Source organism: Streptomyces justiciae, from assembly GCF_015163075.1.
In the GTDB taxonomy this organism is placed as follows: Bacteria; Actinomycetota; Actinomycetes; order Streptomycetales; family Streptomycetaceae; genus Streptomyces; species Streptomyces justiciae.
Window position 1 is genome coordinate 491,071 of record NZ_JADDXU010000003.1, and the last position, 23,607, is coordinate 514,677.

General features: G+C 70.3%; 24 protein-coding genes. 12 read left to right on the forward strand and 12 right to left on the reverse strand.

Annotated features, from left to right (window positions below; translation table 11 throughout):
• Positions 1 to 16 precede the first annotated feature (16 nt).
• Both IQ210_RS10560 and IQ210_RS10565 read left to right on the forward strand, forming a co-directional pair.
• The gene (locus tag IQ210_RS10560) at positions 17 to 1,009 is read left to right on the forward strand and encodes a GlxA family transcriptional regulator (protein WP_194078649.1); all 993 of its coding nucleotides are present in this window, start codon (positions 17 to 19) and stop codon (positions 1,007 to 1,009) included.
• A complete protein-coding gene (locus IQ210_RS10565) occupies positions 1,006 to 1,503 on the forward strand; it encodes an LURP-one-related/scramblase family protein (RefSeq protein ID WP_194078650.1) in 498 nt (165 codons plus the stop codon). Before IQ210_RS10560 ends, IQ210_RS10565 begins: the two co-directional genes overlap by 4 nt.
• Before the next feature lie 10 nt (positions 1,504 to 1,513).
• Here IQ210_RS10565 and IQ210_RS10570 read toward each other — a convergent pair whose 3' ends face one another.
• Entirely contained in the window at positions 1,514 to 2,311 is a 798-nt protein-coding gene (locus IQ210_RS10570) for a carbon-nitrogen family hydrolase (RefSeq protein ID WP_194078651.1), read from the reverse strand.
• A 182-nt stretch (positions 2,312 to 2,493) separates the two neighbouring features.
• Between IQ210_RS10570 and IQ210_RS10575 the strand changes: the two genes are divergently transcribed.
• Entirely contained in the window at positions 2,494 to 3,318 is an 825-nt protein-coding gene (locus IQ210_RS10575) for a maleylpyruvate isomerase family mycothiol-dependent enzyme (protein ID WP_194078652.1), read from the forward strand.
• A gap of 126 nt (positions 3,319 to 3,444) precedes the next feature.
• On the opposite strand, the gene IQ210_RS10580 is transcribed toward IQ210_RS10575, so the two are convergent.
• Both IQ210_RS10580 and IQ210_RS10585 read right to left on the reverse strand, forming a co-directional pair.
• The gene (locus IQ210_RS10580; protein ID WP_194078653.1) at positions 3,445 to 4,740 is read right to left on the reverse strand and encodes an MFS transporter; all 1,296 of its coding nucleotides are present in this window, start codon (positions 4,738 to 4,740) and stop codon (positions 3,445 to 3,447) included.
• On the reverse strand, positions 4,737 to 5,420 hold the full coding sequence (locus IQ210_RS10585; RefSeq protein WP_194078654.1) for a GntR family transcriptional regulator: 684 nt from the start codon (positions 5,418 to 5,420) through the stop codon (positions 4,737 to 4,739). Before IQ210_RS10585 ends, IQ210_RS10580 begins: the two co-directional genes overlap by 4 nt.
• Before the next feature lie 185 nt (positions 5,421 to 5,605).
• Here IQ210_RS10585 and IQ210_RS10590 point away from each other — a divergent pair, with 185 nt between their 5' ends.
• On the forward strand, positions 5,606 to 6,505 hold the full coding sequence (locus tag IQ210_RS10590) for a D-alanyl-D-alanine carboxypeptidase family protein (RefSeq protein ID WP_228047430.1): 900 nt from the start codon (positions 5,606 to 5,608) through the stop codon (positions 6,503 to 6,505).
• Positions 6,506 to 6,556: 51 nt separating this feature from the next.
• On the opposite strand, the gene IQ210_RS10595 is transcribed toward IQ210_RS10590, so the two are convergent.
• On the reverse strand, positions 6,557 to 7,015 hold the full coding sequence (locus IQ210_RS10595) for a GNAT family N-acetyltransferase (RefSeq protein ID WP_194078655.1): 459 nt from the start codon (positions 7,013 to 7,015) through the stop codon (positions 6,557 to 6,559).
• A 118-nt stretch (positions 7,016 to 7,133) separates the two neighbouring features.
• Here IQ210_RS10595 and IQ210_RS10600 point away from each other — a divergent pair, with 118 nt between their 5' ends.
• Positions 7,134 to 8,114 (forward strand): BRO-N domain-containing protein, encoded by a 981-nt coding sequence (locus tag IQ210_RS10600; protein ID WP_194078656.1) that lies wholly within the window; start codon positions 7,134 to 7,136, stop codon positions 8,112 to 8,114.
• Positions 8,115 to 8,211: 97 nt separating this feature from the next.
• On the opposite strand, the gene IQ210_RS10605 is transcribed toward IQ210_RS10600, so the two are convergent.
• Together IQ210_RS10605 and IQ210_RS10610 are read right to left on the reverse strand one after the other, a co-directional pair.
• Entirely contained in the window at positions 8,212 to 8,631 is a 420-nt protein-coding gene (locus IQ210_RS10605) for a hypothetical protein (protein WP_194078657.1), read from the reverse strand.
• Between the two features lie 87 nt (positions 8,632 to 8,718).
• Positions 8,719 to 10,338 carry a protein kinase domain-containing protein gene (locus tag IQ210_RS10610; RefSeq protein ID WP_194078658.1) on the reverse strand — a complete coding sequence of 540 codons (1,620 nt, stop codon included), beginning with the start codon at positions 10,336 to 10,338 and terminating at the stop codon, positions 8,719 to 8,721.
• A gap of 336 nt (positions 10,339 to 10,674) precedes the next feature.
• Here IQ210_RS10610 and IQ210_RS10615 point away from each other — a divergent pair, with 336 nt between their 5' ends.
• A complete protein-coding gene (locus IQ210_RS10615) occupies positions 10,675 to 12,240 on the forward strand; it encodes a protein kinase domain-containing protein (RefSeq protein ID WP_194078659.1) in 1,566 nt (521 codons plus the stop codon).
• A gap of 108 nt (positions 12,241 to 12,348) precedes the next feature.
• Here the strand turns inward: IQ210_RS10615 and IQ210_RS10620 are convergent, their stop codons facing one another.
• The 3 genes from IQ210_RS10620 to IQ210_RS10630 form a co-directional block, all read right to left on the reverse strand.
• A complete protein-coding gene (locus tag IQ210_RS10620) occupies positions 12,349 to 13,365 on the reverse strand; it encodes a phosphotransferase (RefSeq protein WP_194078660.1) in 1,017 nt (338 codons plus the stop codon).
• A 92-nt stretch (positions 13,366 to 13,457) separates the two neighbouring features.
• A complete protein-coding gene (locus tag IQ210_RS10625) occupies positions 13,458 to 13,880 on the reverse strand; it encodes a pyridoxamine 5'-phosphate oxidase family protein (RefSeq protein WP_194078661.1) in 423 nt (140 codons plus the stop codon).
• A gap of 49 nt (positions 13,881 to 13,929) precedes the next feature.
• Positions 13,930 to 14,595 carry a response regulator gene (locus IQ210_RS10630; RefSeq protein WP_194078662.1) on the reverse strand — a complete coding sequence of 222 codons (666 nt, stop codon included), beginning with the start codon at positions 14,593 to 14,595 and terminating at the stop codon, positions 13,930 to 13,932.
• 345 nt (positions 14,596 to 14,940) lie between these two features.
• On the opposite strand from IQ210_RS10630, the gene pdhA reads away from it, so the two are divergent.
• Genes pdhA through IQ210_RS10645 form a run of 3 tightly spaced genes read left to right on the forward strand, consistent with a single transcriptional unit; the run spans position 14,941 to position 18,524 of the window.
• Positions 14,941 to 16,089, forward strand: a complete 1,149-nt coding sequence (pdhA, locus tag IQ210_RS10635; protein ID WP_194078663.1) for a pyruvate dehydrogenase (acetyl-transferring) E1 component subunit alpha — start codon at positions 14,941 to 14,943, stop codon at positions 16,087 to 16,089.
• A gap of 1 nt (position 16,090) precedes the next feature.
• Positions 16,091 to 17,095: an alpha-ketoacid dehydrogenase subunit beta gene (locus tag IQ210_RS10640; protein ID WP_194078664.1), complete on the forward strand. Its 1,005-nt coding sequence runs from the start codon at positions 16,091 to 16,093 to the stop codon at positions 17,093 to 17,095.
• A 10-nt stretch (positions 17,096 to 17,105) separates the two neighbouring features.
• Entirely contained in the window at positions 17,106 to 18,524 is a 1,419-nt protein-coding gene (locus IQ210_RS10645; RefSeq protein WP_194078665.1) for a dihydrolipoamide acetyltransferase family protein, read from the forward strand.
• Positions 18,525 to 18,578: 54 nt separating this feature from the next.
• On the opposite strand, the gene IQ210_RS10650 is transcribed toward IQ210_RS10645, so the two are convergent.
• Together IQ210_RS10650 and IQ210_RS10655 are read right to left on the reverse strand one after the other, a co-directional pair.
• Positions 18,579 to 19,115 carry a bacterial proteasome activator family protein gene (locus IQ210_RS10650; RefSeq protein ID WP_079312752.1) on the reverse strand — a complete coding sequence of 179 codons (537 nt, stop codon included), beginning with the start codon at positions 19,113 to 19,115 and terminating at the stop codon, positions 18,579 to 18,581.
• Positions 19,116 to 19,201: 86 nt separating this feature from the next.
• Positions 19,202 to 19,753, reverse strand: a complete 552-nt coding sequence (locus IQ210_RS10655) for a PadR family transcriptional regulator (RefSeq protein ID WP_194078666.1) — start codon at positions 19,751 to 19,753, stop codon at positions 19,202 to 19,204.
• Between the two features lie 78 nt (positions 19,754 to 19,831).
• Between IQ210_RS10655 and IQ210_RS10660 the strand changes: the two genes are divergently transcribed.
• Positions 19,832 to 20,545, forward strand: coding sequence for a hypothetical protein (locus IQ210_RS10660; RefSeq protein WP_322656340.1), 714 nt, complete (start codon positions 19,832 to 19,834; stop codon positions 20,543 to 20,545).
• Positions 20,546 to 20,590: 45 nt separating this feature from the next.
• Here the strand turns inward: IQ210_RS10660 and IQ210_RS10665 are convergent, their stop codons facing one another.
• A complete protein-coding gene (locus IQ210_RS10665) occupies positions 20,591 to 21,571 on the reverse strand; it encodes an NAD(P)H-quinone oxidoreductase (protein ID WP_194078667.1) in 981 nt (326 codons plus the stop codon).
• Positions 21,572 to 21,754: 183 nt separating this feature from the next.
• Between IQ210_RS10665 and IQ210_RS10670 the strand changes: the two genes are divergently transcribed.
• Entirely contained in the window at positions 21,755 to 22,756 is a 1,002-nt protein-coding gene (locus tag IQ210_RS10670) for an ATP-binding cassette domain-containing protein (RefSeq protein WP_194078668.1), read from the forward strand.
• Positions 22,753 to 23,601, forward strand: coding sequence for an ABC transporter permease (locus tag IQ210_RS10675; protein ID WP_194078669.1), 849 nt, complete (start codon positions 22,753 to 22,755; stop codon positions 23,599 to 23,601). Before IQ210_RS10670 ends, IQ210_RS10675 begins: the two co-directional genes overlap by 4 nt.
• Positions 23,602 to 23,607: the final 6 nt, after the last annotated feature.

Below are 23,607 nucleotides of genomic sequence, written 5' to 3' on the forward strand. Positions count from 1 at the left end.
GTGCTAGGAATCGCATATGCCGCAAGGATTCTCTCAGCGTCCACATCGGGTGGTGCTCGTCGTCGACGAGAACTCCAACCCCTTCGAAATGAGCTGCGCCATCGAGATCTTCGGACTCCGGCGGCCCGAACTCGGGCGGACCCTCTACGACTTCGCCCTGTGCGCCGCCGAGCCGCGCACCCGGATGCGGGACGGCTTCTTCACCCTCACCGACATTGCCGGACTGGAAGCCGCTGAGGAGGCGGACACCCTGGTCGTGCCGAACCGGCCCGACACCGCCACCCCACGCTCACCCCGCGTCCTGGACGCCGTACGCCGGGCACACGCGCGTGGCGCCCGTCTGCTCGGCTTCTGCTCGGGGGCGTTCACGCTGGCGGAGGCCGGGTTGCTCGACGGGCGACGGGCGGCCTGCCACTGGATGTGGGCCGACTCCTTCCGGGCCCGGTTTCCGCAGGTACGGCTGGAGCCGGACGTGCTCTTCGTCGACGACGGGGACATCCTCACCGCGTCCGGCAGCGCCTCCGCACTCGACCTCGGGCTGCACGTCGTACGACGCGACCACGGCGCCGAGATCGCCAATGCCGTCTCCCGCCGCCTCGTCTTCGCCGCCCACCGCGACGGCGGGCAGCGTCAGTTCGTGGAGCGGCCCATCCCCGAGGTGGCCGACGAGTCGCTGGGGCCGCTGCTGGCGTGGGCGCAGGAGCGGCTGGGCGAGCCCCTGACCGTGGCGGACCTGGCGGCCCGCGCGGCCGTCTCACCGGCCACGCTGCACCGCCGCTTCCAGGCCCAGCTGGGGACGACGCCGCTCGCCTGGCTGACCGGGGAGCGGGTGGCGCTGGCCTGCCGGCTGATCGAGCGGGGCGAGGAGCGCCTCGATGTCGTGGCCGCGCGGAGCGGACTCGGCACGGCGGCCAACCTCCGCGCGCGCGTGCGGCGCGAGACCGGGCTCAGCCCGTCGGAGTACCGGCGGCGTTTCGGCCCGGCGTCCGGGGAACCGGTCATGGCATGAGATTCCTCGTACGCGACCGGCTGCTCGGCTTCGGCGACGACTACTGGATCGAGGACGACCAGGGCAACAAGGTCTTCCTCGTCGACGGCAAGGCCATGCGGCTGCGCGACACCTTCGAGCTGAAGGACACGCGCGGGCGCGTCCTCATCGACATCCGCCAGAAGATGTTCGCCCTGCGCGACACGATGGTGATCGAACGGGACGGCGAGCCCCTGGCCCGCATCAAACGCAAACGCCTGTCCCTGCTCCGCAACCACTACCGCGTCTCCCTGGCCGACGGCAGCACCGAACTCGACGTCAGCGGCAAGATCCTGGACCGCGAGTTCGCCATCGAGTACGACGAGGAGCTCCTCGCCGTCGTCTCGCGCCGCTGGCTGCACGTCCGGGAGACATACGGCGTGGACGTCGTACGGGAGGACGCGGACCCGGCGCTGCTGATCGCGGTGGCGGTCTGCGTGATCCACCTGGCGGAGAAGGAACGCGAGGAGGACTGACGACCGGCGTCTACGGCCTGCGCGGGGGCTCCAGGCCCAGGACGCGGTCCTTGAGGGCCGGGAACTGTTCGCGGGTCGTCGCGACCTTCCCGGGGTCGAACTCGACCGTGAGGACCTCCTCGCCGGCCCCCGCCTCCGCCAGCACCTCGCCCCAGGGATCGACCACGATCGAGTGACCGGCCTGCGGAACTCCCGCGTGCGTCCCGGCCGTTCCACACGCGAGCACGAACGCCTGGTTCTCCACCGCCCGCGCCTGAGCCAGCAGCGTCCAGTGCGCCCGGCGGCGCTCCGGCCAGCCCGCGGGGAGGACCAGGGTCTCGGCGCCGGCGTCGACGAGGCCGCGGAACAGTTCGGGGAAACGGAGGTCGTAGCAGGTGCCCAGACCGAGGGTCGTCTCGGGCAGACGGACCGTCACCAGCTCCCGGCCCGCGCCCATCAGCACGGCCTCGCCCTTGTCGAAGCCGAAGCGGTGGATCTTGCGGTAGGCGGCGATCAGATCACCGGAGGCGGAGAAGACGAGCGAGGTGTTGTACAGCGTCCCGTCGTCGGCGCGCTCGGGGATCGAGCCCGCGTGCAGCCACACGCCCGCGTCGCTCGCGGCCTTCGCCATCGCCTCGTGCGTCGGCCCGTCCACCGGTTCCGCGTCGCTGCCGAACCCCTCGTAGGCGAAGGCGCCCGTGGTCCACAGCTCGGGGAGGACGACGAGATCGGCGCCCGCCTGCGCCCGCACCAGGGAAGCCACCCGCCGTCGACGCGACTCGACCGATTCGTCCTCGTTCACGTCGATCTGGATCAGAGAGGCGCGCACACTACCACCGTCCTGGCATTCGAGCCGTTCACACGGGCCTACGATCGTCACACGAAAGCACTGCCGGGGTGCCTCACAGCAGCGTAACTTAGCGTCCCAAGACACCCGCTCAGTGCAGCCACCTCCCGCTGGCAACGCCGCCACCACCTGCCCGTGTACCGACCGCCGAGGGGTCCCGTTCCGTGAGTCTGCATCCCACCCTCCAGCCCTACGCCGACGCCTGGACCCACTCCATCGAAGCGATATCCGAGCTGGTGACCCCGCTCGTGGAAGGAGAGTGGAACCGGCGCACCCCGTGCCCGGGCTGGTCGGTCCGTGACGTGGTCTCCCATGTCATCGGTCTGGACTGCGAGATGCTCGGCGACCCGCGCCCGATCCACACCCTGCCCCGCGACCTGTACCACGTGACGAACGAACAGCAGCGGTACACGGAGATGCAGGTCGACGTCCGCCGTCACCACACGGCGCCGGAGATGACGTCCGAGCTGGAGTACGTGATCATCCGCCGCAACCGCCAGCTCCGCAACGAGTCGCGTGACCCGGGCACCAAGGTGCGTGGCCCCTACGGCAGCGAACTGACGCTCGAGGAGTCCATGCGCCGCCATGCCTTCGACGTCTGGGTCCACGAGCAGGACCTGCGCGCCGCCCTCGGCCGCCCGGGCAACCTCGACTCGCCCGGCGCGCACATCGCGCGCGACTATCTGCTCGCCGAACTCCCCGCCGTGGTCGCGGAGAAGGCCGACGCCCCGCGCAGTTCGGCGGTCGTCTTCGACGTCCACGGCCCCATCGAGTTCCTGCGCACGATCCGCGTCGACATCCAGGGCCGCGGCACCCTCGAAACGGCCCCGGCCCTCGGCCCCGCCGCCACCCTCACCCTCGACTGGGAGACGTACGTCCGCCTGGCCTGCGGCCGGGTGACGCCGGAGCAGGTGGCGGACCGGGTGAAGGCGGAGGGCGAACCCCAGCTGACGACGGCGATCCTCAGGAACTTCGCGGTGACGCCGTAACGGCACTTTTTCAGCCGACCGAGTCGGAGCAGGACTTCTTGACCCAGCGAGTCGGGTGGTGGATGGGCGAAGGCCCGGGGGTCTGGGGGCAGAGCCCCCAGGGCCGCCCGCACCAACGCGCCCCGCTCACGCAGGAACGTGCACTGCCTCCACCCGGCTCGCGACAAGCCGCTCCCGCTCCCGGCGAATCGCCCGCTTCCGCAACCGCAGAATCTGACTGACACCCACCGCCTGGAGCACGAACACCACGGAGAACGCGATCCGATAGTTGTCCCCGGTCGCATCCAGCAGCACCCCCACCGCGAACAACGTCGTCATCGAGGCGACGAACCCGCCCATGTTGGTGATCCCGGACGCCGTCCCCTGCCGCTCCGGCGGATTCGCCGGCCGCGCGAAGTCGAAGCCCAGCATGGAGGCCGGCCCACAAGCCCCCAGCACCGCGCACAGCACCACCAGCAGCCACATCGGCGCGTGCTCACCGGGATACGCCAGCGTCACCGCCCACAGCAGCGCCGTCGCACCCACGGTCCCGAGCGCCAGCGGCAGCCGCGCCTCGTGGTGCCGGGCGACGACCTGGCCGTAGACGAGCCCGATGAGCATGTTGGACAGCACCACGAGGGTCAGCAGCTCACCGGCGGTCGCCCGGGACAGCCCCTGTGCCTCGACCAGGAACGGCAGGCCCCACAGCAGCAGGAACACCATCGCCGGGAACTGGGTCGTGAAGTGCACCCACAGCCCGAGCCGTGTCCCCGGCTCCCGCCAGGACGCGGCGATCTGACGGCGCACGTAGGCCGCGCCCTGGTGCGGGACGGGCTCGGGCTCGTACCCCTCGGGGTGGTCCTTGAGGAAGAGGAGCAGCAGCACCAGCACCACCACGCCCGCGAGCGCACTGCCCGCGAAGGCGGCCGTCCAGCCGATGCCGTGCAGCAGCCGGGCCAGCACCAGGGTGGAGACGAGGTTGCCGGCCATGCCGACCAGTCCCGCGAGCTGGGCGACCAGCGGGCCGCGCCGGGCGGGGAACCAGCGGCTGCCGAGCCGCAGCACGCTGATGAACGTCATCGCGTCACCGCAGCCGAGCAGCGCGCGCGAGGCGAGGGCCATGCCGTACGAGGGGGAGAAGGCGAAGCCCAGCTGTCCCGCCGTGAACAGCACGACCCCGATGGTCAGCACCTTCTTGGTGCCGAGCCGGTCGACGAGCAGGCCGACGGGTATCTGCATGCCCGCGTAGACCAGCAGCTGGAGGATCGAGAACGTCGACAGCGCGGAGGCGTTGACGTGGAAGCGGTCGGCGGCGTCGAGGCCGGCGACGCCGAGCGACGTGCGGAAGATGACGGCGACGAAGTAGACGGAGACGCCGATGCCCCAGACGGCCATGGCACGGCGGCCGCCCGGAGGATCACCGGGCAGGGCCTCGGACCTCATCGGACCTCACCCCGCGCGAGGTGGGAGAACCACTCGACGTGTCCGTGAATGAGCCCGACGACCGCCTCCGCGTCGCCGGAGCGCAGCGCTTCGAGGATCTGCTCGTGCTCGGTGAGGGTCTTGGTGATGCGGTCCGGGTGGGCGTGCATGACCGCGACGCCCATCCTGAGCTGCCGGTCGCGTAGCTGGTCGTAGAGCCGGGAGAGGATCTCGTTGCCGCCGCTGCGGACGATCTCGGCGTGGAAGCAACGGTCGGTGACCGCGGCGCCCGCCAGGTCCCCGGCGGCGGCCTGCTCCTTCTGCCGCGCGAGCAGTTCCTCCAGGCGCGCGATGAGCTGCGGTGACGCCGGTACGGCCTTCCGCGCGGCGTGTTCCTCGACCAGCTGCCGGGTCTCCACCACGTCCGCGATCTCCTGCGCGGAGACCGGCAGGACCATCGCGCCCTTCTTGGGATAGAGCTTGATCAGCCCTTCGACCTCGAGCCGCAGCAGTGCCTCGCGCACCGGCGTCCTGGACACCCCCACGGCCTCGGCGAGCTCGCCCTCGGTGAGCAGCGTCCCGCCCTCGTAGCGGCGCTCCAGGACGCCCTGCTTGACGTGGGCGTAGACGCGGTCGGCGGCGGGCGGTTGCTTGGTGGGGGCGGCGGGCTGGTCGGTGGCTGCGGGTGGGGCGGAAGGCATGCGCACAGCATAGATACAACACGTGTGCATGAGGGATCCCGTTCCATCATGCGGACCGCAACACTCGCCCCAGTCGCCGCACAACCTTCTGTGCTACTTACGTGTCACACACTTGCGGCCCCCTCGCCTTTCCCCTCCAACTCGGCCGCATCACAGGCGAATTCGACGTATTCGGGGTATTTCAGTTGACAACCGCTACTAAGGGCCTCCGTGTCCGCAGAGCCGCTGCCGTCGCCCTCACGACCGGCGCGATGCTCGCCACCGGGGCTCTCACCGCGGCGCCGGCGCAGGCCGTCACCACGCCCACCATCACCGCCAAGAGCGGGTACCTGATGAACAGCGCCACGGGAACAACGCTCTTCAGCAAGAACGCCGGCACCCACCGCCTCACCGCTTCGACGACGAAGATCATGACCGCGAAGGTCGTGCTCACGCAGTCGAACCTGAACCTGGACGCCAAGGTCACGATCAAGAAGGCGTACAGCGACTACATCGTCTCCAAGGGCGCCTCGTCGGCTCACCTCATCGTCGGCGACAAGGTCACCGTCCGTCAGCTGCTCTACGGGATGATGCTGCCGTCCGGCTGTGACGCCGCGATGGCGTTGGCCGACAAGTTCGGCAGCGGTACGACGGTCGCGGCCCGCACCAAGAACTTCATCGCCAAGATGAACAACAAGGCCGCGGCCCTCGGCATGACGAACACGCACTTCGACTCGTTCGACGGCATCAGCAACGGCTCGAACTACTCGTCGGCGAAGGACCTCACCATCCTCGCCCGCAGCGCGATGAAGAGCTCCACGTTCAAGTCGGTCGTCAAGACCAAGTCGTACACGGCCAAGACGATCACGAGCAGCGGTTCCACCCGCACCATGTCGGCGTGGAAGAACACCAACACCCTGCTCGGCTGGAACGGCACGCTCGGCGTGAAGACCGGCTCCGGCACCGAGGCGAAGTACTGCCTCGTCTTCGCCGCCACGTACAACGGAGAGTCGGTGATGGGCGCCGTCCTCACCGCCTCCTCGGCGGACAACCGCACGGCGGACGTGAAGAAGCTCATCAACTACGGCTACGCGAAGATCAGCTGACGCGTAGGGACGTAACGAGGGGGCCTGCGACAGCGGGCCCCCTCACGCATGTCACCGCACCGGCAGGAAGAACCGCCGCTTGTCCTTGGAGGTGGCCCCGATCCGCCCGTAGAACCGGATGGCCCCGTCGTTCCACACGGGCGTCTGCCACTGCACCTGCCCAAGCCCCAGCCGCCGCGCCTCCCCACGCACGGCATCCATGAGTAACTCCCCGATACCAAGCCCCCGATGCCCGTCCCGCAGGTACAGGCAGTCCATGTGCAGGTACTCCTCCCCGTCCCAGGTGGACACCTCAGCGGAACAGGTGGCGTACCCGACAAGGGGCCCGCCTTCCCTCAACTCGGCGACCAGCCCGATCAGTCGAGGCTCGGGCTCCCCGAACAACAAAAACCCCAGCCGCTCGGCCAGCCCCTTGGCAGGCGGATCGGCCTTCTCATACACGGCATGCTCGGCGATGAGGGCGACAACTTCCGGAAGATCATCAACACGCGCCCGCCTGACGTTGGTCATCGGACCATGATGCCTGGCCGGATAGACGTTCGATCCATCGCTCGCAATCGTGAACATCCACATATCGCCTGCAAATTCGACTTTCTCCGCTCTACGTTCCGCAGCGGAGGTGGTTCAAATGATCGAACCCAGCAAGCACCAGCCCGACCCTCGGACACAGCGCGACGCGATCGATGTCAGCGACTTCGTGTACGCGGCCACAGGGGCTCGCATCCGGAGGCTGACGATGCCGGACGGGGCGCATTGGTTCCCGGCGGTGGACGTCTGCAAGCAATTGGGGCACACCAACTCGCGTCAGGCACTCGCCGACCACGTCCCGGACGACCATCGAGAGATTCTCGAGACCGTAACTGGAGCTTACGGTCTCAGCGTTCCCGCAGGTAGAGAGTGGCGCCGAGACCTGAATGTCATCTCTCTGCAGGGTCTCATCCTCCTCGTCAACGCCTGCACGAAGCCGGCCTGCGCCCCCTTCAAGCAATGGGCGGCCGAGGTGATCGAGACCATCCAGCGAGAGGGTTCCTACACGCTCGAAGAGGCCGAGGTGCAACCCACCGAACCGGGCGCCCCGATCGCATACGCGATGCCGGAACAGGTCGCAGAAGCGATCGTCCGGCTGGAGGCGCACAACCTTCAAGTCGACGAGGACCTCGCGAACGCACAGCGTGAATCTCTGGCGCTGCAAAGGCAGACGCTGGAGATGCAAAGGGAGATGCTGGAGATGCAGCGGGCCACGCTCACCGCGCAGCAGGCCATCGCGCAGGCCATGGACCGTATCGCGAACCGCCTCGACGTCCTCGCCGTCGACCGTCCGGCCCCCACCACCGACCTCGTCGCGCATCCGACCACGGAAGCCGTACTGGCCGACTGGCGGCAGCGGCTCTCCGTGACGTCGGACGTCTGGTCCGTGGCCGTGGTCATCGCCCCCGTGCTGGTCGAGGAGGGCGAGCTGCGACAGCCGCTCGCCTCCATCGCCGCCCGCACCGGACTCTCGGTCCAGCGCGTCAACGAATGCCTGCGCCTGCTGCGCAAGCACGCCTGCATCCACGCCCGGGGCGGCACGGAGGACGGAACGCCGGTCTACGTCCTCAAGCGGTCCTGACCGGCCTCAGGAATGGATGAAGGGGCGGCCGCAATCCGAACTTGCGGCCGTCCCTTCGGTTTTCAACCTACCGTCTCGGCACGTCGATGAACGCGGCCTAGTAGTAGGTGTTGCCGTCCCAGTCGGACTCGTCGCAGCCGAGTTGCGTCTCGCCCTCGTACACGCAGACCTGGATGCGCAGCGCCCAGATGCCGCGGGTGTCCGTCAGCGAGGTCACCCACGTCTGGGAGGTGCCGTAGCCGTCGGTGACCTTGCGCCAGGCGTAGCTGGTCACCACGCGGTCCGGCGTGAGGGACTGCACCCGGATGCGGACGTGGTGGCCGTCGGGAGCGGTGTCGGTCAGCGTCAGGTAGATGTCGCCGGCGACGGTCTTGCTGTTGTAGTAGAAGCTCCCGCTTCCCTTGGCGCCGGAGATCGACTCACCGACGTCACCGGCCGCCGCCGGACTCACGGAGAAGGCGAGGGCGCCGAGTGCGGCGGCCCCCACGGCGAGGGCACGGCCGAGCTGCTTCTTCAAGAATTCCCCCTGGGCTCAAGATCGGTTGTTCGACGGGGGGATTCTACGGCGATCATGACCATGCCACGAACGCCAACTCCTCGCCGACTAAGCCGGGTTGCCCGTGGAGATGTCGAACTGGATGTCCACGTCCTTCGGGTCGACGTCCGTGCCGGCCTTGGGGGACTGCCGGATCACGATGCCGTCGCCCCACGTGTTCTCGTCCACGGGGGTCTTGTCGTAGTTCCAGCCGGCGGCCTTCAGACAGGAGAGGACCGAATCCCAGCTCTTGAAGGTGAAGTCGGGCACCTGCACCTTGTCCGGGTCGTTGCTCGACTCCAGCGGCTCGGTGCACTCGGTCGTCTCGATCGTCCGGTTCGCGTCCCCGGTCCGGTACCCCGTCGGATGCGACGAGGCCGACGTGCTCGCCCCGTCGCTCCCCTTGGCGTCGTCGTCCGAGCCGCCGTTCATCAGCAGGGCCGCGATGAGGCCGCCGACCGCGATGACCGAGACGATGATCGAGCCGAGGATCACCGGCTTGTTGTTCTTGCCGCCGCCGCCCGATGAGGCGGGGGCCTGCTGCGGGGTGATGTTGTACGGCGGCGGAGTCGACGCGTACCCGTTCGGCGCCGGCGTCTGGTAGCCGCCCTGCTGCGGGTAGCCGTACGCGGGGGCGGGCGTCGGGGTCGGGGTGCCGTACGGGTTCGGCGTCGGGGCCGGCTGGTACGGGGTCTGGACGTTGTTCGTGGGCGGCGGGGGCGTCTGGCCGACCGGCGGGAACACGGCCGAGCCGACGCCCGCGCCGCTCGCGGTCTGCGCCCCCGGCACGATGCTCGGCGGCGCCGCCTGGAAGGAGGCCGCCACCCGCAGGCACTCGTCGCGCATGGCCTCGGCGCTCGGGAACCGTTCGTTCGGGTTCTTCTTCAGCGCGCGGGCGACCAGCGCGTCCACGGCCGGCGGCAGCGATCTGTTGATCGAGGAAGGAGCGACCGGCTCCTCCTGGACGTGCGCGTACGCGATCGCCAGCGGCGAGTCCGCCTCGAACGGCAGCCGCCCGGTGACCAGTTGGAACAGCATGATGCCGACCGAGTAGAGGTCGGAACGGGCGTCCACGCCACGGCCCAGGGCCTGCTCGGGGGAGAGGTACTGCGGGGTGCCGACCACCATGCCGGTCTGCGTCATCGACGTCACGCCCGACTGCATGGCGCGCGCGATGCCGAAGTCCATCACCTTGACCACGCCACGCTTGGTCATCATCACGTTGCCGGGCTTGATGTCGCGGTGCACCAGCCCCATCTCGTGGCTGATCTCCAGCGCCGCCAGCACGTCCGCGGTGATCTTCAGCGCCTTGTCGGCGGGCATCGCGCCGAACTGCCGTACGTCCTCGTCGAGCACCGAACCCAGCGGCCGCCCCTCGACGTACTCCATGACGATGTACGGCATCGTCGACCCGTCGAGATTGTCCTCGCCGGTGTCGAAGACCGAGACGATGTTGGTGTGCGTGAGCTTGGCCACGGCCTGGGCCTCGCGGCGGAACCGCTCCCGGAAGGCCTGTTCCCGGCCCAGCTCGGTGTGCAGCGTCTTGATCGCGACGGGGCGGTCCAGCATGGTGTCGTGCGCCAGGTGCACCGAGGCCATGCCGCCTTCGCCGAGCAAGTCGCGCAGCTGATAGCGGTTGTTGGCGAGCGCCCGCCCCGCGTACCGGCCCTGTGCGCCGTCCTGGCTCATCTTCCGCGTCCCCCATCGGCCATCAGGCGCCGGCCCGACTGTCGTTGATCGAATGGCTCATTCCCGGCCAAGTCTGCCCCACGGCACTGACAGGTCAAGCCGGGTGCCCGTTCCGTGACCGTACGCGAAAGAAGCGTCGCGGAAGCGTTACAGGGGCCGTACGGCCGGTACACAGAATTTGCACGACAGCGCGTGCTACCGCTTTGATGGCCGGTCCGTCTCGGACCGGTCCCCGGGCTCATCCCGGACCGGAGGCTTGCGCGGAGGCTGTAGCGTGGCCGACGGAGACCGTAACAACACCGCGCGCACCGCGGGCAGAAACGACGGCGAGGACTGATGGCACAGCAGCAGCGCGCTCAGGGCCCGTCCGACCCCGAGGCGACTGGCGGCGGGATGTCAGATGCGCCGGAGCTGTGGGGTAACGGCGGACTGGTCGGCGACGGCCGATATCGACTGACACGCAGACTCGGCCGCGGCGGCATGGCCGAGGTGTTCGCCGCCGAGGACGTACGGCTGGGCCGCACCGTCGCGGTCAAGTTGCTGCGCGCCGATCTCGCCGAGGACCCGGTCTCCAAGGCCCGCTTCACGCGCGAGGCCCAGTCGGTCGCCGGTCTCAACCACCACGCGATCGTCGCCGTGTACGACTCCGGCGAGGACTATGTGAACGGCCAGTCCGTTCCGTACATCGTCATGGAGATCGTCGAGGGGCGGACGATCCGCGATCTGCTGATCAACGCCGAGGCGCCGGGCCCGGAGCAGGCCCTGATCATCGTCTCCGGTGTCCTGGAGGCGCTCGCCTACTCGCACCAGCACGGCATCGTGCACCGCGACATCAAGCCGGCCAACGTCATCATCACCAACAACGGCGCCGTCAAGGTGATGGACTTCGGCATCGCCCGCGCCCTGCACGGCGCGCAGTCGACGATGACGCAGACCGGCATGGTCATGGGCACGCCCCAGTACCTGTCGCCGGAGCAGGCCCTCGGCAAGGCCGTCGACCACCGCTCCGACCTGTACGCGACGGGCTGTCTCCTCTACGAACTCCTCGCGCTGCGGCCCCCGTTCACGGGCGAGACCCCGCTGTCGGTGGTCTACCAGCACGTCCAGGACATCCCGACGCCGCCCTCCGAGGTCTCCGACGCCACGCCCCCGGAGCTCGACGGCCTGGTCATGCGCTCGCTCGCCAAGGAGCCGGACGACCGTTTCCAGACGGCCGAGGAGATGCGCGGGCTCGTCCAGTACGGGCTGCAGATGCTCTACGAGCAGGGCGGCCACACCGGCACCTGGAACACCGGGCCGGTCGCGGTGCACGAGGGCCGGCACACCCCGGCTGCGGGCTTCGCGAACACCACGGTCATGGGGCACCCGGACGGCGGCGCCCCCGGTACCACCCAGATCCCGCAGCCGATCCTGCCCCAGGGCTACGGCGGCGGGGACGACGGCGGCTTCGAGGGGCACGGCAACCGGGGCAGCGGCCGCGGCAAGCTGTGGATCCTCGCCGTCCTCGCGGTGATCGCGATCGCGGCGGGCGTCGCGCTGGCGCTGAACGGCGGTGGCGGAGGCGGCGGCGGGGACGGCACCACACAGTCGCCGACCACCTCGCAGACCAAGGACGACGAGACGGCCAGCGAGTCGCCGAGCGACGAGCCGACGGACGAGGCCACCGAGGAGCAGACCGACGACGGCACGGGCAGCGGCTCCTCCTGGACCCCGTCGTCGACGCCGTCGTACACGCCCTCGGCGACGCCTTCGGAGACGGCGACGGAGCCCACGGGCGAGCCGACGACCGAGGAGCCGACGGACGAGCCGACGGACACCGCCGAGCCGACCGACACCGCGCAGCCGACCGACACGAGCGGCGGCGAGACGGGCGGCGACACGGCGGGCAACGACGGCACTTGAAGGCCGGGCCTGCCGACCGGCGGCCTGTGACCTGACCTCCACGCGCGCGTGCGGACCGGAAACGGACCGTACGCGCGCGTGCTGCTTCCCGGGCCCCGCGCGCGGCCCTCATCCGGCGAACGCGTCGCACACCGTCTCGTACTCCCGCGTCCACCACACCGCCAGCGCCGACGCCGCCGGGAACTGGGGGTCCGCGCGGGTGTCGCCGCGCTCGTAGTGCCAGCGCAGCATCCAGAAGTCGTTGAGCCGCTCCCACCACACCCGGTGCACGGCCGCCGCCAGCTCCGAGGGCGTGGCCCCGGCCGCGCGCCGGTACGCGCGCGCGTACGCCCGCACCTTCGGCAGGTCGAGCGCCCCCGCGGGCCGTACGAAGAAGATCGCGGCGGCGCGTACGGCCTCCTCCGCGCGGGGCTGCACGCCGAGCCGGTCCCAGTCGACGATCGCGGCGGGGGCGTCCCCCTGGTAGAGCAGGTTGAACGGGTGGAAGTCGCCGTGCACCCAGCCCACGCAGGCCCCGCGCGGCGGCCGTCGATGGGCGTGCTGCTCCAGCAGGGCGCGGCGCTCCAGGAGGCGGTGGCGGGCCAGCTCGTCGAAGGAGTCGGCGGGGCGGTGGCGGCGCACGCGCGTGAGGAGCTCGTCGATGAGGGCGAAGGTGGCGGTGGGGTCGGCGCTGCGGACGGGGTGGGGGCTCGTGGCGGGGCGGGTGCGCCCCTTGGGCGGCATGACGCGCTCCAGGGCGGCGTGCACGGCGCCCAGCAGCGCCCCGAGCCGTGCGCACTGCTCCGGGGTGAGCTGGCCGCCGTGGCGGTGCCGGCCCTCGATCCAGGGGTGCAGGGCGTAGGCGTGGCCGCCGACGACCGCGACCGTACGGCCGTCACGGCCGGCCAGCGGAGGGGCCACGGGGACGCCGATGTCGGCCAGGCGCTGGGTGGCGCGGTGCCGGCGCTCGATGGCCGCCGGGTCGGCGGTGTCGGGGTCGAAGTGGTGCTTGAGGAAGTAGCGGCCGCGGGTCGTGCGGAGCCGGTAGCCGCGGTTCAGCAGCCCTTGTTCGACGGGTTCGCAGGTGACGGCGGAGCCGGCGGCGTACTGGCTCAACAGGGCGCTCAGCGGGGGCGTGTGGGGCACTAGGGGTGGTACACAAGGGCGCGGCACGCGCCAGATGCTAGGGCAAGCGACGCGCCCGTGAGCTGGGCGTTGTCACAGACAGTCGCAATCGATCACGGCATGTGCGCGAAGTGACTTTCCAGGGCGCCGTCGGTGGAGTGCACGGTCCCGAACTGCGGCTCGACGCGCAGATAGACGGGTTCGTACGGCTCGCCGTCCACGACGCGGGGCGCGGGACCGAACCGTGCGAGTTCGGCGGGCGTGGGCTCGTGCTTCGTGCACGCGCCGACCACCTGCACCGACCACAGCCCCTCGCCCGGCCGGGCCGAGCTCAGGTTGTCCGCGCCGTACGCGACGACATGGCCGACGCACGCCCGGTGATAGCCGACGCTCCTCGGCAGCCGCAGCAGGATGCGGCCGTCGACCACGATGTGGCGGGCGAAGGCGAGGAAGGGCAGCGCGCGCATGCTGGTGGCCACCCGGCCGTAGTCGGTGCGGGCAAGCAGGTCGACGGCGAGCTGTTCGTCGGAGGGCATGTAACCAATGTCGGACCTCGGCGCCGCCGAATGCAGGGGTCTTTGGTCCTCAATGCCGCTGCTGCTCCACCTGCATGCGCGCCACGTACGCCGCCGCCTGCGAGCGCCGCTCCATTCCGAGTTTCGAAAGAAGACTCGACACGTAGTTCTTGATCGTCTTCTCCGCGAGGTGCAGCCGTTCGCCGATCGCGCGATTGGTGAGCCCCTCCCCGATCAGATCGAGGATCTTGCGCTCCTGGTCGGTGAGGTGCGCGAGTTTGTCGTCGCTCTTGGCGCTGCCGCCGTCGCGCAGCCGCTCCAGCACGCGCGCGGTGGCCACCGGGTCGAGCAGGGACTTGCCGGCCGCGACGTCCCGTACCGCCGACAGCAGCTCGTTGCCGCGGATGGCCTTCAGGACGTAGCCGGCGGCGCCCGCCATGATCGCGTCGAAGAGCGCCTCGTCGTCGGCGAACGAGGTCAGCATGAGGCACTTGATGTCCTCGTCCCGCGAGCGGATCTCCCGGCAGACCTCCACCCCGCTGCCGTCCGGCAGCCGTACGTCGAGGACCGCGACGTCGGGCCGGGTTGCCGGAATCCGCACCAGCGCGTCGGCCGCCGTACCGGCCTCGCCCACCACCTCGATGTCGTCCTCGACCGAGAGCAGTTCATGGACGCCTCGCCGGACCACCTCATGGTCGTCGAGCAGAAATACGGTGATTTTTCCGTCTTCGCGCACGCAGCAAGTCAAACACAGAAAGTCTTCCGGTGACCTGGGTAGCCGGGATAACGTGCCGTTGCTCCGGCCTCCTGCAAGGCTGTGACCAGCGGCTGTTCCCGATTGCGCGATCTACTAGGAAACCCAAGCATCGAATTACTTGGAAATCCAAGCAAAATCGCAGGTCAGGAGGGGTTTCACAGAATTGTGCAGCACTGGGTAACGTGCCTTTTGCAGGGCGCTCGCCGGGGCACCTTGTCACGCCTGATCCCGACCGGTCCGCACCCACCCCGTGCGTCGGCAGGGCCCAGGTGAGCCGCACTGGCACCCGGCGAACCCGGATGCCGGACCGACGGAGGAGCACACGTGACCGTGGAGAGCACTGCCGCGCGCAAGCCGCGACGCAGCGCCGGGACCAAAAAGTCCCCGAGCACCGAGCCCGAACTGGTTCAGCTGCTGACGCCCGAGGGCAAGCGCGTCAAGAACGCCGCCTACGACAAGTACGTCGCCGGCATCACCCCTGATGAGCTGCGTGGTCTGTACCGCGACATGGTGCTCACCCGCCGATTCGACGCCGAGGCCACTTCCCTGCAGCGGCAGGGCGAGCTGGGCCTGTGGGCGTCGCTGCTCGGCCAGGAGGCCGCCCAGATCGGCTCCGGCCGGGCCACCCGCGAGGACGACTACGTCTTCCCGACCTACCGCGAGCACGGCGTCGCCTGGTGCCGCGGCGTCCCGCCGGAGAACCTGCTGGGCATGTTCCGCGGCGTGAACAACGGCGGCTGGGACCCCAACAGCAACAACTTCCAGCTCTACACGATCGTCATCGGCTCCCAGACGCTGCACGCCACCGGCTACGCAATGGGCATCACCAAGGACGGCGCGGACAGCGCGGTCATCGCCTACTTCGGCGACGGTGCCTCCAGCCAGGGCGACGTCGCCGAGTCGTTCACCTTCTCCGCGGTCTACAACGCGCCGGTCGTGTTCTTCTGCCAGAACAACCAGTGGGCGATCTCCGAGCCGACCGAGAAGCAGACCCGCGTCCCGCTCTACCAGCGCGCCCAGGGCTTCGGCTTCCCCGGCGTCCGCGTGGACGGCAACGACGTGCTGGCCTGCCTCGCGGTGACGAAGTGGGCGCTGGAGCGCGCCCGCGCCGGCGAGGGCCCCACCCTGGTCGAGGCGTTCACCTACCGGATGGGCGCCCACACCACCTCCGACGACCCGACCCGCTACCGCGGTGACGAGGAGCGCCAGGCCTGGGAGGCCAAGGACCCGATCCTGCGCCTTCGCCGGTACCTGGAGGCCTCAAACCACGCGGACGAGGGATTTTTCGCGGAACTCGAGGCCGAGAGCGAGGCGTTGGGCAGGCGAGTGCGCGAAGCGGTCCGTGCCATGCCGGACCCGGACCACTTCGCCATCTTCGAGCACGCGTATGCGGACGGACATGCGCTGGTCGACGAGGAGCGAGCCCAGTTCGCCGCCTACCAGGCGTCGTTCGCTGACGGAGAGGGGGCCTGACATGGCGACCGAGACTTCCAAGGCTGTGACATCCAAGACCATGGCTCTGGCCAAGGCGATCAACGAGTCACTGCGCCGCGCCCTGGAGACCGACCCCAAGGTCCTGGTCATGGGCGAGGACGTCGGCAAGCTCGGCGGCGTCTTCCGTGTGACGGACGGTCTGCAGAAGGACTTCGGCGAGAGCCGCGTCATCGACACCCCGCTCGCCGAGTCCGGCATCGTCGGCACCGCGATCGGCCTCGCGCTGCGCGGCTACCGCCCGGTGGTGGAGATCCAGTTCGACGGCTTCGTCTTCCCGGCCTACGACCAGATCGTCACCCAGCTCGCGAAGATGCACGCCCGCTCGCTGGGCAAGGTCAAGCTTCCCGTCGTCATCCGCATCCCCTACGGCGGCGGCATCGGCGCGGTCGAGCACCACTCGGAGTCGCCCGAGGCGCTCTTCGCGCACGTGGCGGGCCTGAAGATCGTCTCGCCGTCCAACTCCTCCGACGCGTACTGGATGATGCAGCAGGCCATCCAGAGCGACGACCCGGTGATCTTCTTCGAGCCCAAGCGCCGCTACTGGGACAAGGGCGAGGTCAACACCGAGGCCATCCCCGGCCCGCTCCACAAGGCCCAGGTGGTCCGTGAGGGCACGGATCTGACGCTGGTGGCGTACGGCCCGATGGTGAAGACCTGCCTGGAGGTCGCGGACGCCGCGGCCGAGGAGGGCCGCAACCTGGAGGTCCTGGACCTGCGCTCGGTGTCCCCGCTGGACTTCGACGCGATCCAGACCTCGGTCGAGAAGACCCGCCGCCTGGTCGTGGTCCACGAGGCGCCGGTGTTCTTCGGCTCGGGCGCCGAGATCGCCGCCCGCATCACGGAGCGCTGCTACTACCACCTGGAGGCCCCGGTGCTCAGGGTCGGCGGCTACCACGCCCCGTACCCGCCGGCCCGCCTGGAGGAGGAGTACCTGCCGGGCCTGGACCGGGTGCTCGACGCCGTCGACCGTGCCCTGGCGTACTGAGGAGAGGGTCGTGACGACGATGACGGAAGCGTCCGTACGCGAGTTCAAAATGCCCGACGTGGGCGAGGGCCTCACCGAGGCCGAGATCCTCAAGTGGTACGTGCAGCCCGGTGACAAGGTCACCGACGGCCAGGTGGTGTGCGAGGTCGAGACCGCCAAGGCGGCCGTCGAACTGCCCATCCCCTACGACGGTGTCGTCCGGGAACTCCACTTCCCCGAGGGCACCACGGTCGACGTGGGCACATCGATCATCGCCGTGGACGTCTCGGGCGGGGCGGCCCCCGCCGAGGCACCGGCCCCGGCAGCCGCACCCGCTGCCGAGCCCGAGAAGAAGCCCGAGGGACGCCAGCCCGTCCTCGTGGGTTACGGCGTCGCCGCGTCCTCGACGAAGCGCCGCCCCCGCAAGGGCCCCCAGATCCCGGTCCAGGAGGCCTCGACAGCGATCCAGACCGAGCTGAACGGCCACGGGGCCGCGGCGGCCGTACGGCCGTCCCCGCCGGCCGTACAGCCCGCCCCGCCGGTCCAGGAGCGCCCGCTGGCCAAGCCGCCGGTGCGCAAGCTGGCCAAGGATCTCGGCGTCGACCTGACGACGGTCACCCCGACCGGCCCCGACGGCATCATCACGCGCGAGGACGTCCACGCGGCGGCGGCCCCGGCACCGGAGGCAGCCCCGACACCGGCACCGGCGCCCGCCCAGGCCCCCGCGCCCCTGCCGACGTACGACACCGCGCGCGAGACCCGCGTCCCCGTCAAGGGCGTCCGCAAGGCGACGGCGGCGGCGATGGTCGGCTCGGCGTTCACCGCGCCGCATGTCACGGAGTTCGTGACCGTCGACGTGACCCGGACCATGAAGCTGGTCGAGGAGCTCAAGCAGGACAAGGACATGCAGGGGCTGCGGGTCAACCCGCTGCTGCTGATCGCCAAGGCCCTGCTGGTCGCGATCAAGCGCAACCCCGAGGTCAACGCGTCCTGGGACGAGGGCAACCAGGAGATCGTGCTCAAGCACTACGTGAACCTGGGCATCGCCGCCGCCACCCCGCGCGGCCTGATCGTCCCGAACATCAAGGACGCCCACGCCAAGACGCTGCCGCAACTGGCCGAGTCGCTCGGCGAGTTGGTGGCGACCGCGCGCGAGGGCAAGACCTCCCCGGCCGCGATGCAGGGCGGCACGGTGACGATCACCAACGTCGGCGTCTTCGGCGTCGACACCGGCACCCCCATCCTCAACCCCGGCGAGTCCGCGATCCTCGCGGTCGGCGCGATCAAGCTCCAGCCGTGGGTCCACAAGGGCAAGGTGAAGCCGCGTCAGGTCACCACGCTGGCGCTCAGCTTCGACCACCGCCTGGTGGACGGGGAGCTGGGCTCCAAGGTGCTCGCGGACGTGGCGGCGATCCTGGAGCAGCCCAAGCGGCTGATCACCTGGGCGTGAGACATGAGTGAAGGGGCCGGCGTCCGCTGACGTCGGCCCCTTCTCGTCACATGTCTACAGGTACGGCCCGCCGGAGCGGCCGCCCGGGTGCCCGTCCTCGCCCTCGTGGCCCACGCCCGGCGGCAGCGCCCGGCGCATCTGCTCCAACTGGGCCCGCGCGGCCATCTGCTGGGCGAACAACGTGGTCTGGATGCCGTGGAAGAGGCCCTCCAGCCAGCCGACCAACTGGGCCTGCGCGATCCGCAGTTCGGCGTCGCTCGGGGTCGCCCCCTCCGTGAAGGGCAGGGAGAGCCGCTCCAGCTCCTCGACCAGCTCCGGCGCCAGACCGTCCTCCAGCTCCTTGACCGAGCTGCGGTGGATCTCCTTCAGCCGGACCCGGCTGGCCTCGTCCAGAGGAGCCGCGCGCACCTCCTCCAGCAACTGCTTGATCATGCTGCCGATCCGCATGACCTTGGCGGGCTGCTCCACCATGTCCGTCACCGGAAGCTCGCGGGAGTCCTCGTCCCCGGTGCCGCCGAGCGCCATTCCGTCCTGGCCCACGACCAGGATCTGCGGCTGCTCGGACGACCGTTCGTTCCTCGGCATCTCCATGCCGCCATTCTCTCGCACCCGTACACCTCATCACTGGGGTGCCCCCGGTGGAGGGTGATCCACCGTTTACGGGGTGGGAGATTGCCTCAGCTGTCCGGATTCGGAGCCTGTGTCATCCGCAGCAGCCGGGCCTCACAGTGGTCCAGCCACCGCAGCTCGGCCTCCGTGTGGCAGACCTGCTGCTCCAGCACCAGCAGCCGGGCCACCTCGTCCGGATGCTCGGGGGCCCGCGCCAGCGCCTCCGCCCGGGCCCGCACATGGTGGTGCAGGGCCCGGGACACATGCCGGCGCTGGACGTCGACGACCGCCCGTACGTCGGCGCCGGGCACGCCGACCGCCATCACCAGCTTGATCGCCAGCTCGTCGCGCGGCGGGCTGCCCCGCTCCACCGGCCGCGCGAACCACGCCCGCACCTCCGCGCGGCCCGCCTCCGTGAGCCCGTACAGCGCCCGCCCGGCCTCGTCCGCGCCCTCCTGCACCACCATCCCGTCCCGCTCCAGACGGCCGAGGGTCGTGTAGACCTGCCCGATGTTCAGCGGCCAGGTCCCGCCCGTGCGCGCCTCGAACTCGGAGCGCAGCCGTGAGCCGTAGCGGGGGCCGTGTTCCAGCAGCGCCAGCAGTCCGTGCCGTATCGACATACCCGGATTGTGCGGCCGGTTCGGCCCGGCGGCGGTACCCGTAATGCCGGAATCGCGGGGTGGTGTGACGCTGGTGCTGTGACGGGATGGCTGCGCACGGTGCGCACGACGGGACTGCTGATCGCCCTCGGAGCGGGCGGGGCGCTGCTGCCGTACGACGCGATGGCTTCGCCCGCCGATCCGACGCCGGGGGTGCAAGCGTCTGGCGCGGCGAGCGCCCCCGCGGGGCAGGGGCGGGAGCATGGCGAAGGGCGGGGGCGGCCGGGGCCGGGCGGTGCAGCGACGCCCACCAGCCGTCCCACCGACGGTGCCGCCACTCTCGTACCGGACACCGACAGCCCCCGGCGAACCGCCTCACCGCGGCCCTCCGCCGCACCGCCGCGCCATGGACAGCCGGTCGTCCCGCGCACCGGGCCGTCCCGGGCCGGGAGCAGCGCGGGTGAGGGGCGGGAGCGTCCGGGTCGGCAGGAGGAGAACCCTGGGGCATCGGAGACGGAGGCGGAGGCGAGTGCCGATGCCGGTGCGGATGAGGACGGTGAGCGGCAGGACTTTGGGGTGCCCGACGAGGGCATCGCGGACGGCGGTGTGACGGACGAGGGGGCGGGCCGCGCGACGGACGGCGCCGCCACCGTCGTACCGGAAGCCACGCGGCAGCCGGTCGGGCAGGCCGTCGGCCAGGAGCGACCGCCGACCGAGCCCGTCCTGCGCATCCTGCCGCTCGGCAGCGGGCTGGTGCTGATCGGGCTCGGCCTGGGGCTCGCCCTGCTCGGGGTGCGTCTGCGCCGCGGCTGACGGCGGACGCTCCCGGCTCCGTTCGGCCTGTCCTGTGTGACCGACCTATTCGACGACCAGCAGGACCTTCCCCACGTGGCCGCTCTCCTCCACCACCCGGTGGGCCGCCGCCGCGTCGCTCATCGGGAGTTCGCGGTCGATGACCGGGCGGATGTGGCCGCCGTCGAGCAGGGGCCAGACGTGTTCGCGTACGGCCGCCACGATCGCCGTCTTCTCGCTGAGCGGGCGGGCGCGCAGGGTGGTCGCGCTGATGGCCGCGCGCTTGCCGAGCAGCGCGCCGATGTTCAGCTCGCCCTTGGTGCCGCCCTGGAGGCCGATGATCGCGAGGCGGCCGTTGACCGCGAGGGCCCGGACGTTGCGGTCCAGGTACTTCGCGCCCATGTTGTCGAGGATGACGTCGGCCCCCGCGCCGTCCGTGGCCGCCTTGAGCTCGGCCACGAAGTCCTGCTCCCTGTAGTTGATCAGGATGTCGGCGCCGAGCTCCGCGCAGTGGTCCAGCTTCTCCTTCGTGCCCGCCGTGACGGCGACCTTCGCGCCCACGGCCTTCGCGAGCTGGATCGCCATCGTGCCGATGCCGCTGGAGCCGCCGTGCACGAGCACCGTCTCCCCGGGGCGCAGGTGGGCGATCATGAAGACGTTCGACCAGACCGTGCAGGCCACCTCGGGCAGCGCGGCGGCGTGCTTCAGGTCGACCCCCTTGGGCACCGGCAGCAGCTGGCCCGCCGGGACGACGACCTTCTCGGCGTAGCCGCCGCCGGAGAGCAGCGCGCACACCTCGTCGCCGACGGCCCAGCCGGACACCCCGGTGCCGAGCCCGGCGATCCGGCCGGAGCACTCCAGGCCGGGGTAGGGGGAGGCGCCGGGCGGCGGGTCGTAGAAGCCCTGCCGTTGCACGATGTCGGCCCGGTTGACGGCACTGGCCACCACCTCGACCAATACCTCACCCTCACCGGGCACCGGGTCGGGGACCTCGTCCCACGACAGCACCTCGGGCCCACCAGATTCGGGAATCGTGATCGCACGCATGGGGGCGACGCTACTCCTCGGTCTCCGGTCCCAGGTCACTCGGCCTTTTGACGGGGCCACCCGGAAATCCCTGTGCGGCACCGATGAGTTTGCGCGACCGTAAAGGTCTCCCCATGCGTAGCCCAAGCACGCTCCAGCCCACAGCGCCTGTACGGCCCACAGCACGCGGAAGGACACCCCACCATGAGCCAGCACACCTCCGGCCTGGCCATCGAGACCGCGGGACTGGTGAAGACGTTCGGTGAGACCCGGGCCGTCGACGGAGTCGACCTCGCCGTCCCGGCCGGCACGGTCTACGGCGTCCTCGGTCCGAACGGCGCCGGCAAGACGACCACCGTGAAGATGCTCGCCACCCTGCTCCGACCCGACGGCGGCGAGGCCCACGTCTTCGGCCACGACGTGGTCCGCGAGGCCGACGAGGTGCGCGGCAGGGTGAGCCTCACCGGCCAGTACGCCTCCGTCGACGAGGACCTCACCGGCCTGGAGAACCTGGTCCTGCTCGGCCGCCTCCTCGGCCACCACAAGAAGGCCGCCCGGCTGCGGGCCGGGCAGCTCCTGGAGGCCTTCGGGCTGACGGACGCGGCCGCGAAGCAGGTCAAGCACTACTCGGGCGGCATGCGGCGCCGTATCGACATCGCCGCGTCCATCCTCAACACCCCCGACCTGCTGTTCCTCGACGAGCCGACGACCGGCCTCGACCCGCGCAGCCGCAACCAGGTGTGGGACATCGTGCGCGCGGTCGTCGCCCAGGGCACCACCGTGCTGCTGACCACGCAGTACCTGGACGAGGCCGACCAGCTGGCGTCCCGGATCGCCGTCATCGACCGCGGCCGGGTGATCGCCGAGGGCACCAAGGGCGAGCTGAAGGCGTCCGTCGGCGCCGGGTCCGTGCATCTGCGGCTGCGCGATCCGGGGCAGCGGCCGGAGGCGGAGCGGGTGCTGAGGCTCGCGCTCGACACGGACGTACAGCAGGAGCCGGACCCGGTGGCGCTCACGGCACGGCTGTCCGGGGCCGGCGACTCCGCGGCCGAACAGGCCTCCCGCGCGCTCGCCGAACTCGCCCGCACCGGCATCACCGTCGACAACTTCTCGCTGGGCCAGCCCAGCCTGGACGAGGTCTTCCTCGCCCTCACCGGACACGACACCCACGAAGCCCCCGACGCGAAGGAAGAGGCGGCGGCATGAGCACCGCGACCACCACCGAGGCCAAGGACCTCGCCCCCGTCAGCGCCGAGTCGCTGGCCGCTCTGCTGGTCGCCGGGGAGCGGCCGCCGCGCCCCAGCGCGCTCTCGGCCTCCCTCACCTTCGGCTGGCGGGCGATCCTCAAGATCAAGCACGTCCCGGAGCAGCTCTTCGACGTCACCGCGTTCCCGATCATGATGGTGCTGATGTACACGTACCTGTTCGGGGGTGCCCTGGCCGGCTCCCCGAAGGAGTACATCCAGTTCCTGCTGCCGGGCATCCTGGTGATGTCGGTCGTGATGATCACGATGTACACGGGCGTCTCCGTGAACACCGACATCGAGAAGGGCGTCTTCGACCGGTTCCGGTCGCTGCCGATCTGGCGGCCGTCGACGATGGTCGGCTATCTGCTGGGCGACGCCCTGCGCTACACGATCGCGTCGGTCGTGATGCTCGTCGTCGGCATGATCATCGGCTACCGCCCGGACGGCGGGGTCGGCGGCGTCCTCGCGGGGATCGCGCTGCTGGTGGCCTTCTCGTTCGCGTTCTCGTGGATCTGGACCATGTTCGGGCTGCTGCTGCGCACCGAGAAGTCGGTGATGGGCGTCAGCATGATGGTGATCTTCCCGCTGACCTTCCTGTCCAACGTGTTCGTCGACCCGAGGACCATGCCGGGCTGGCTCCAGGCCTTCGTCAACAACAGCCCGATCACCCATCTGTCCTCGGCCGTACGAGGGCTGATGGCGGGCGACTGGCCCGCCGACGAGGTCGCCTGGTCGCTGGGGTGGGCGGGCCTGTTCGTCGCCGTCTTCGGACCGATCACCATGCGGCTCTACAACCGCAAGTGATCACTC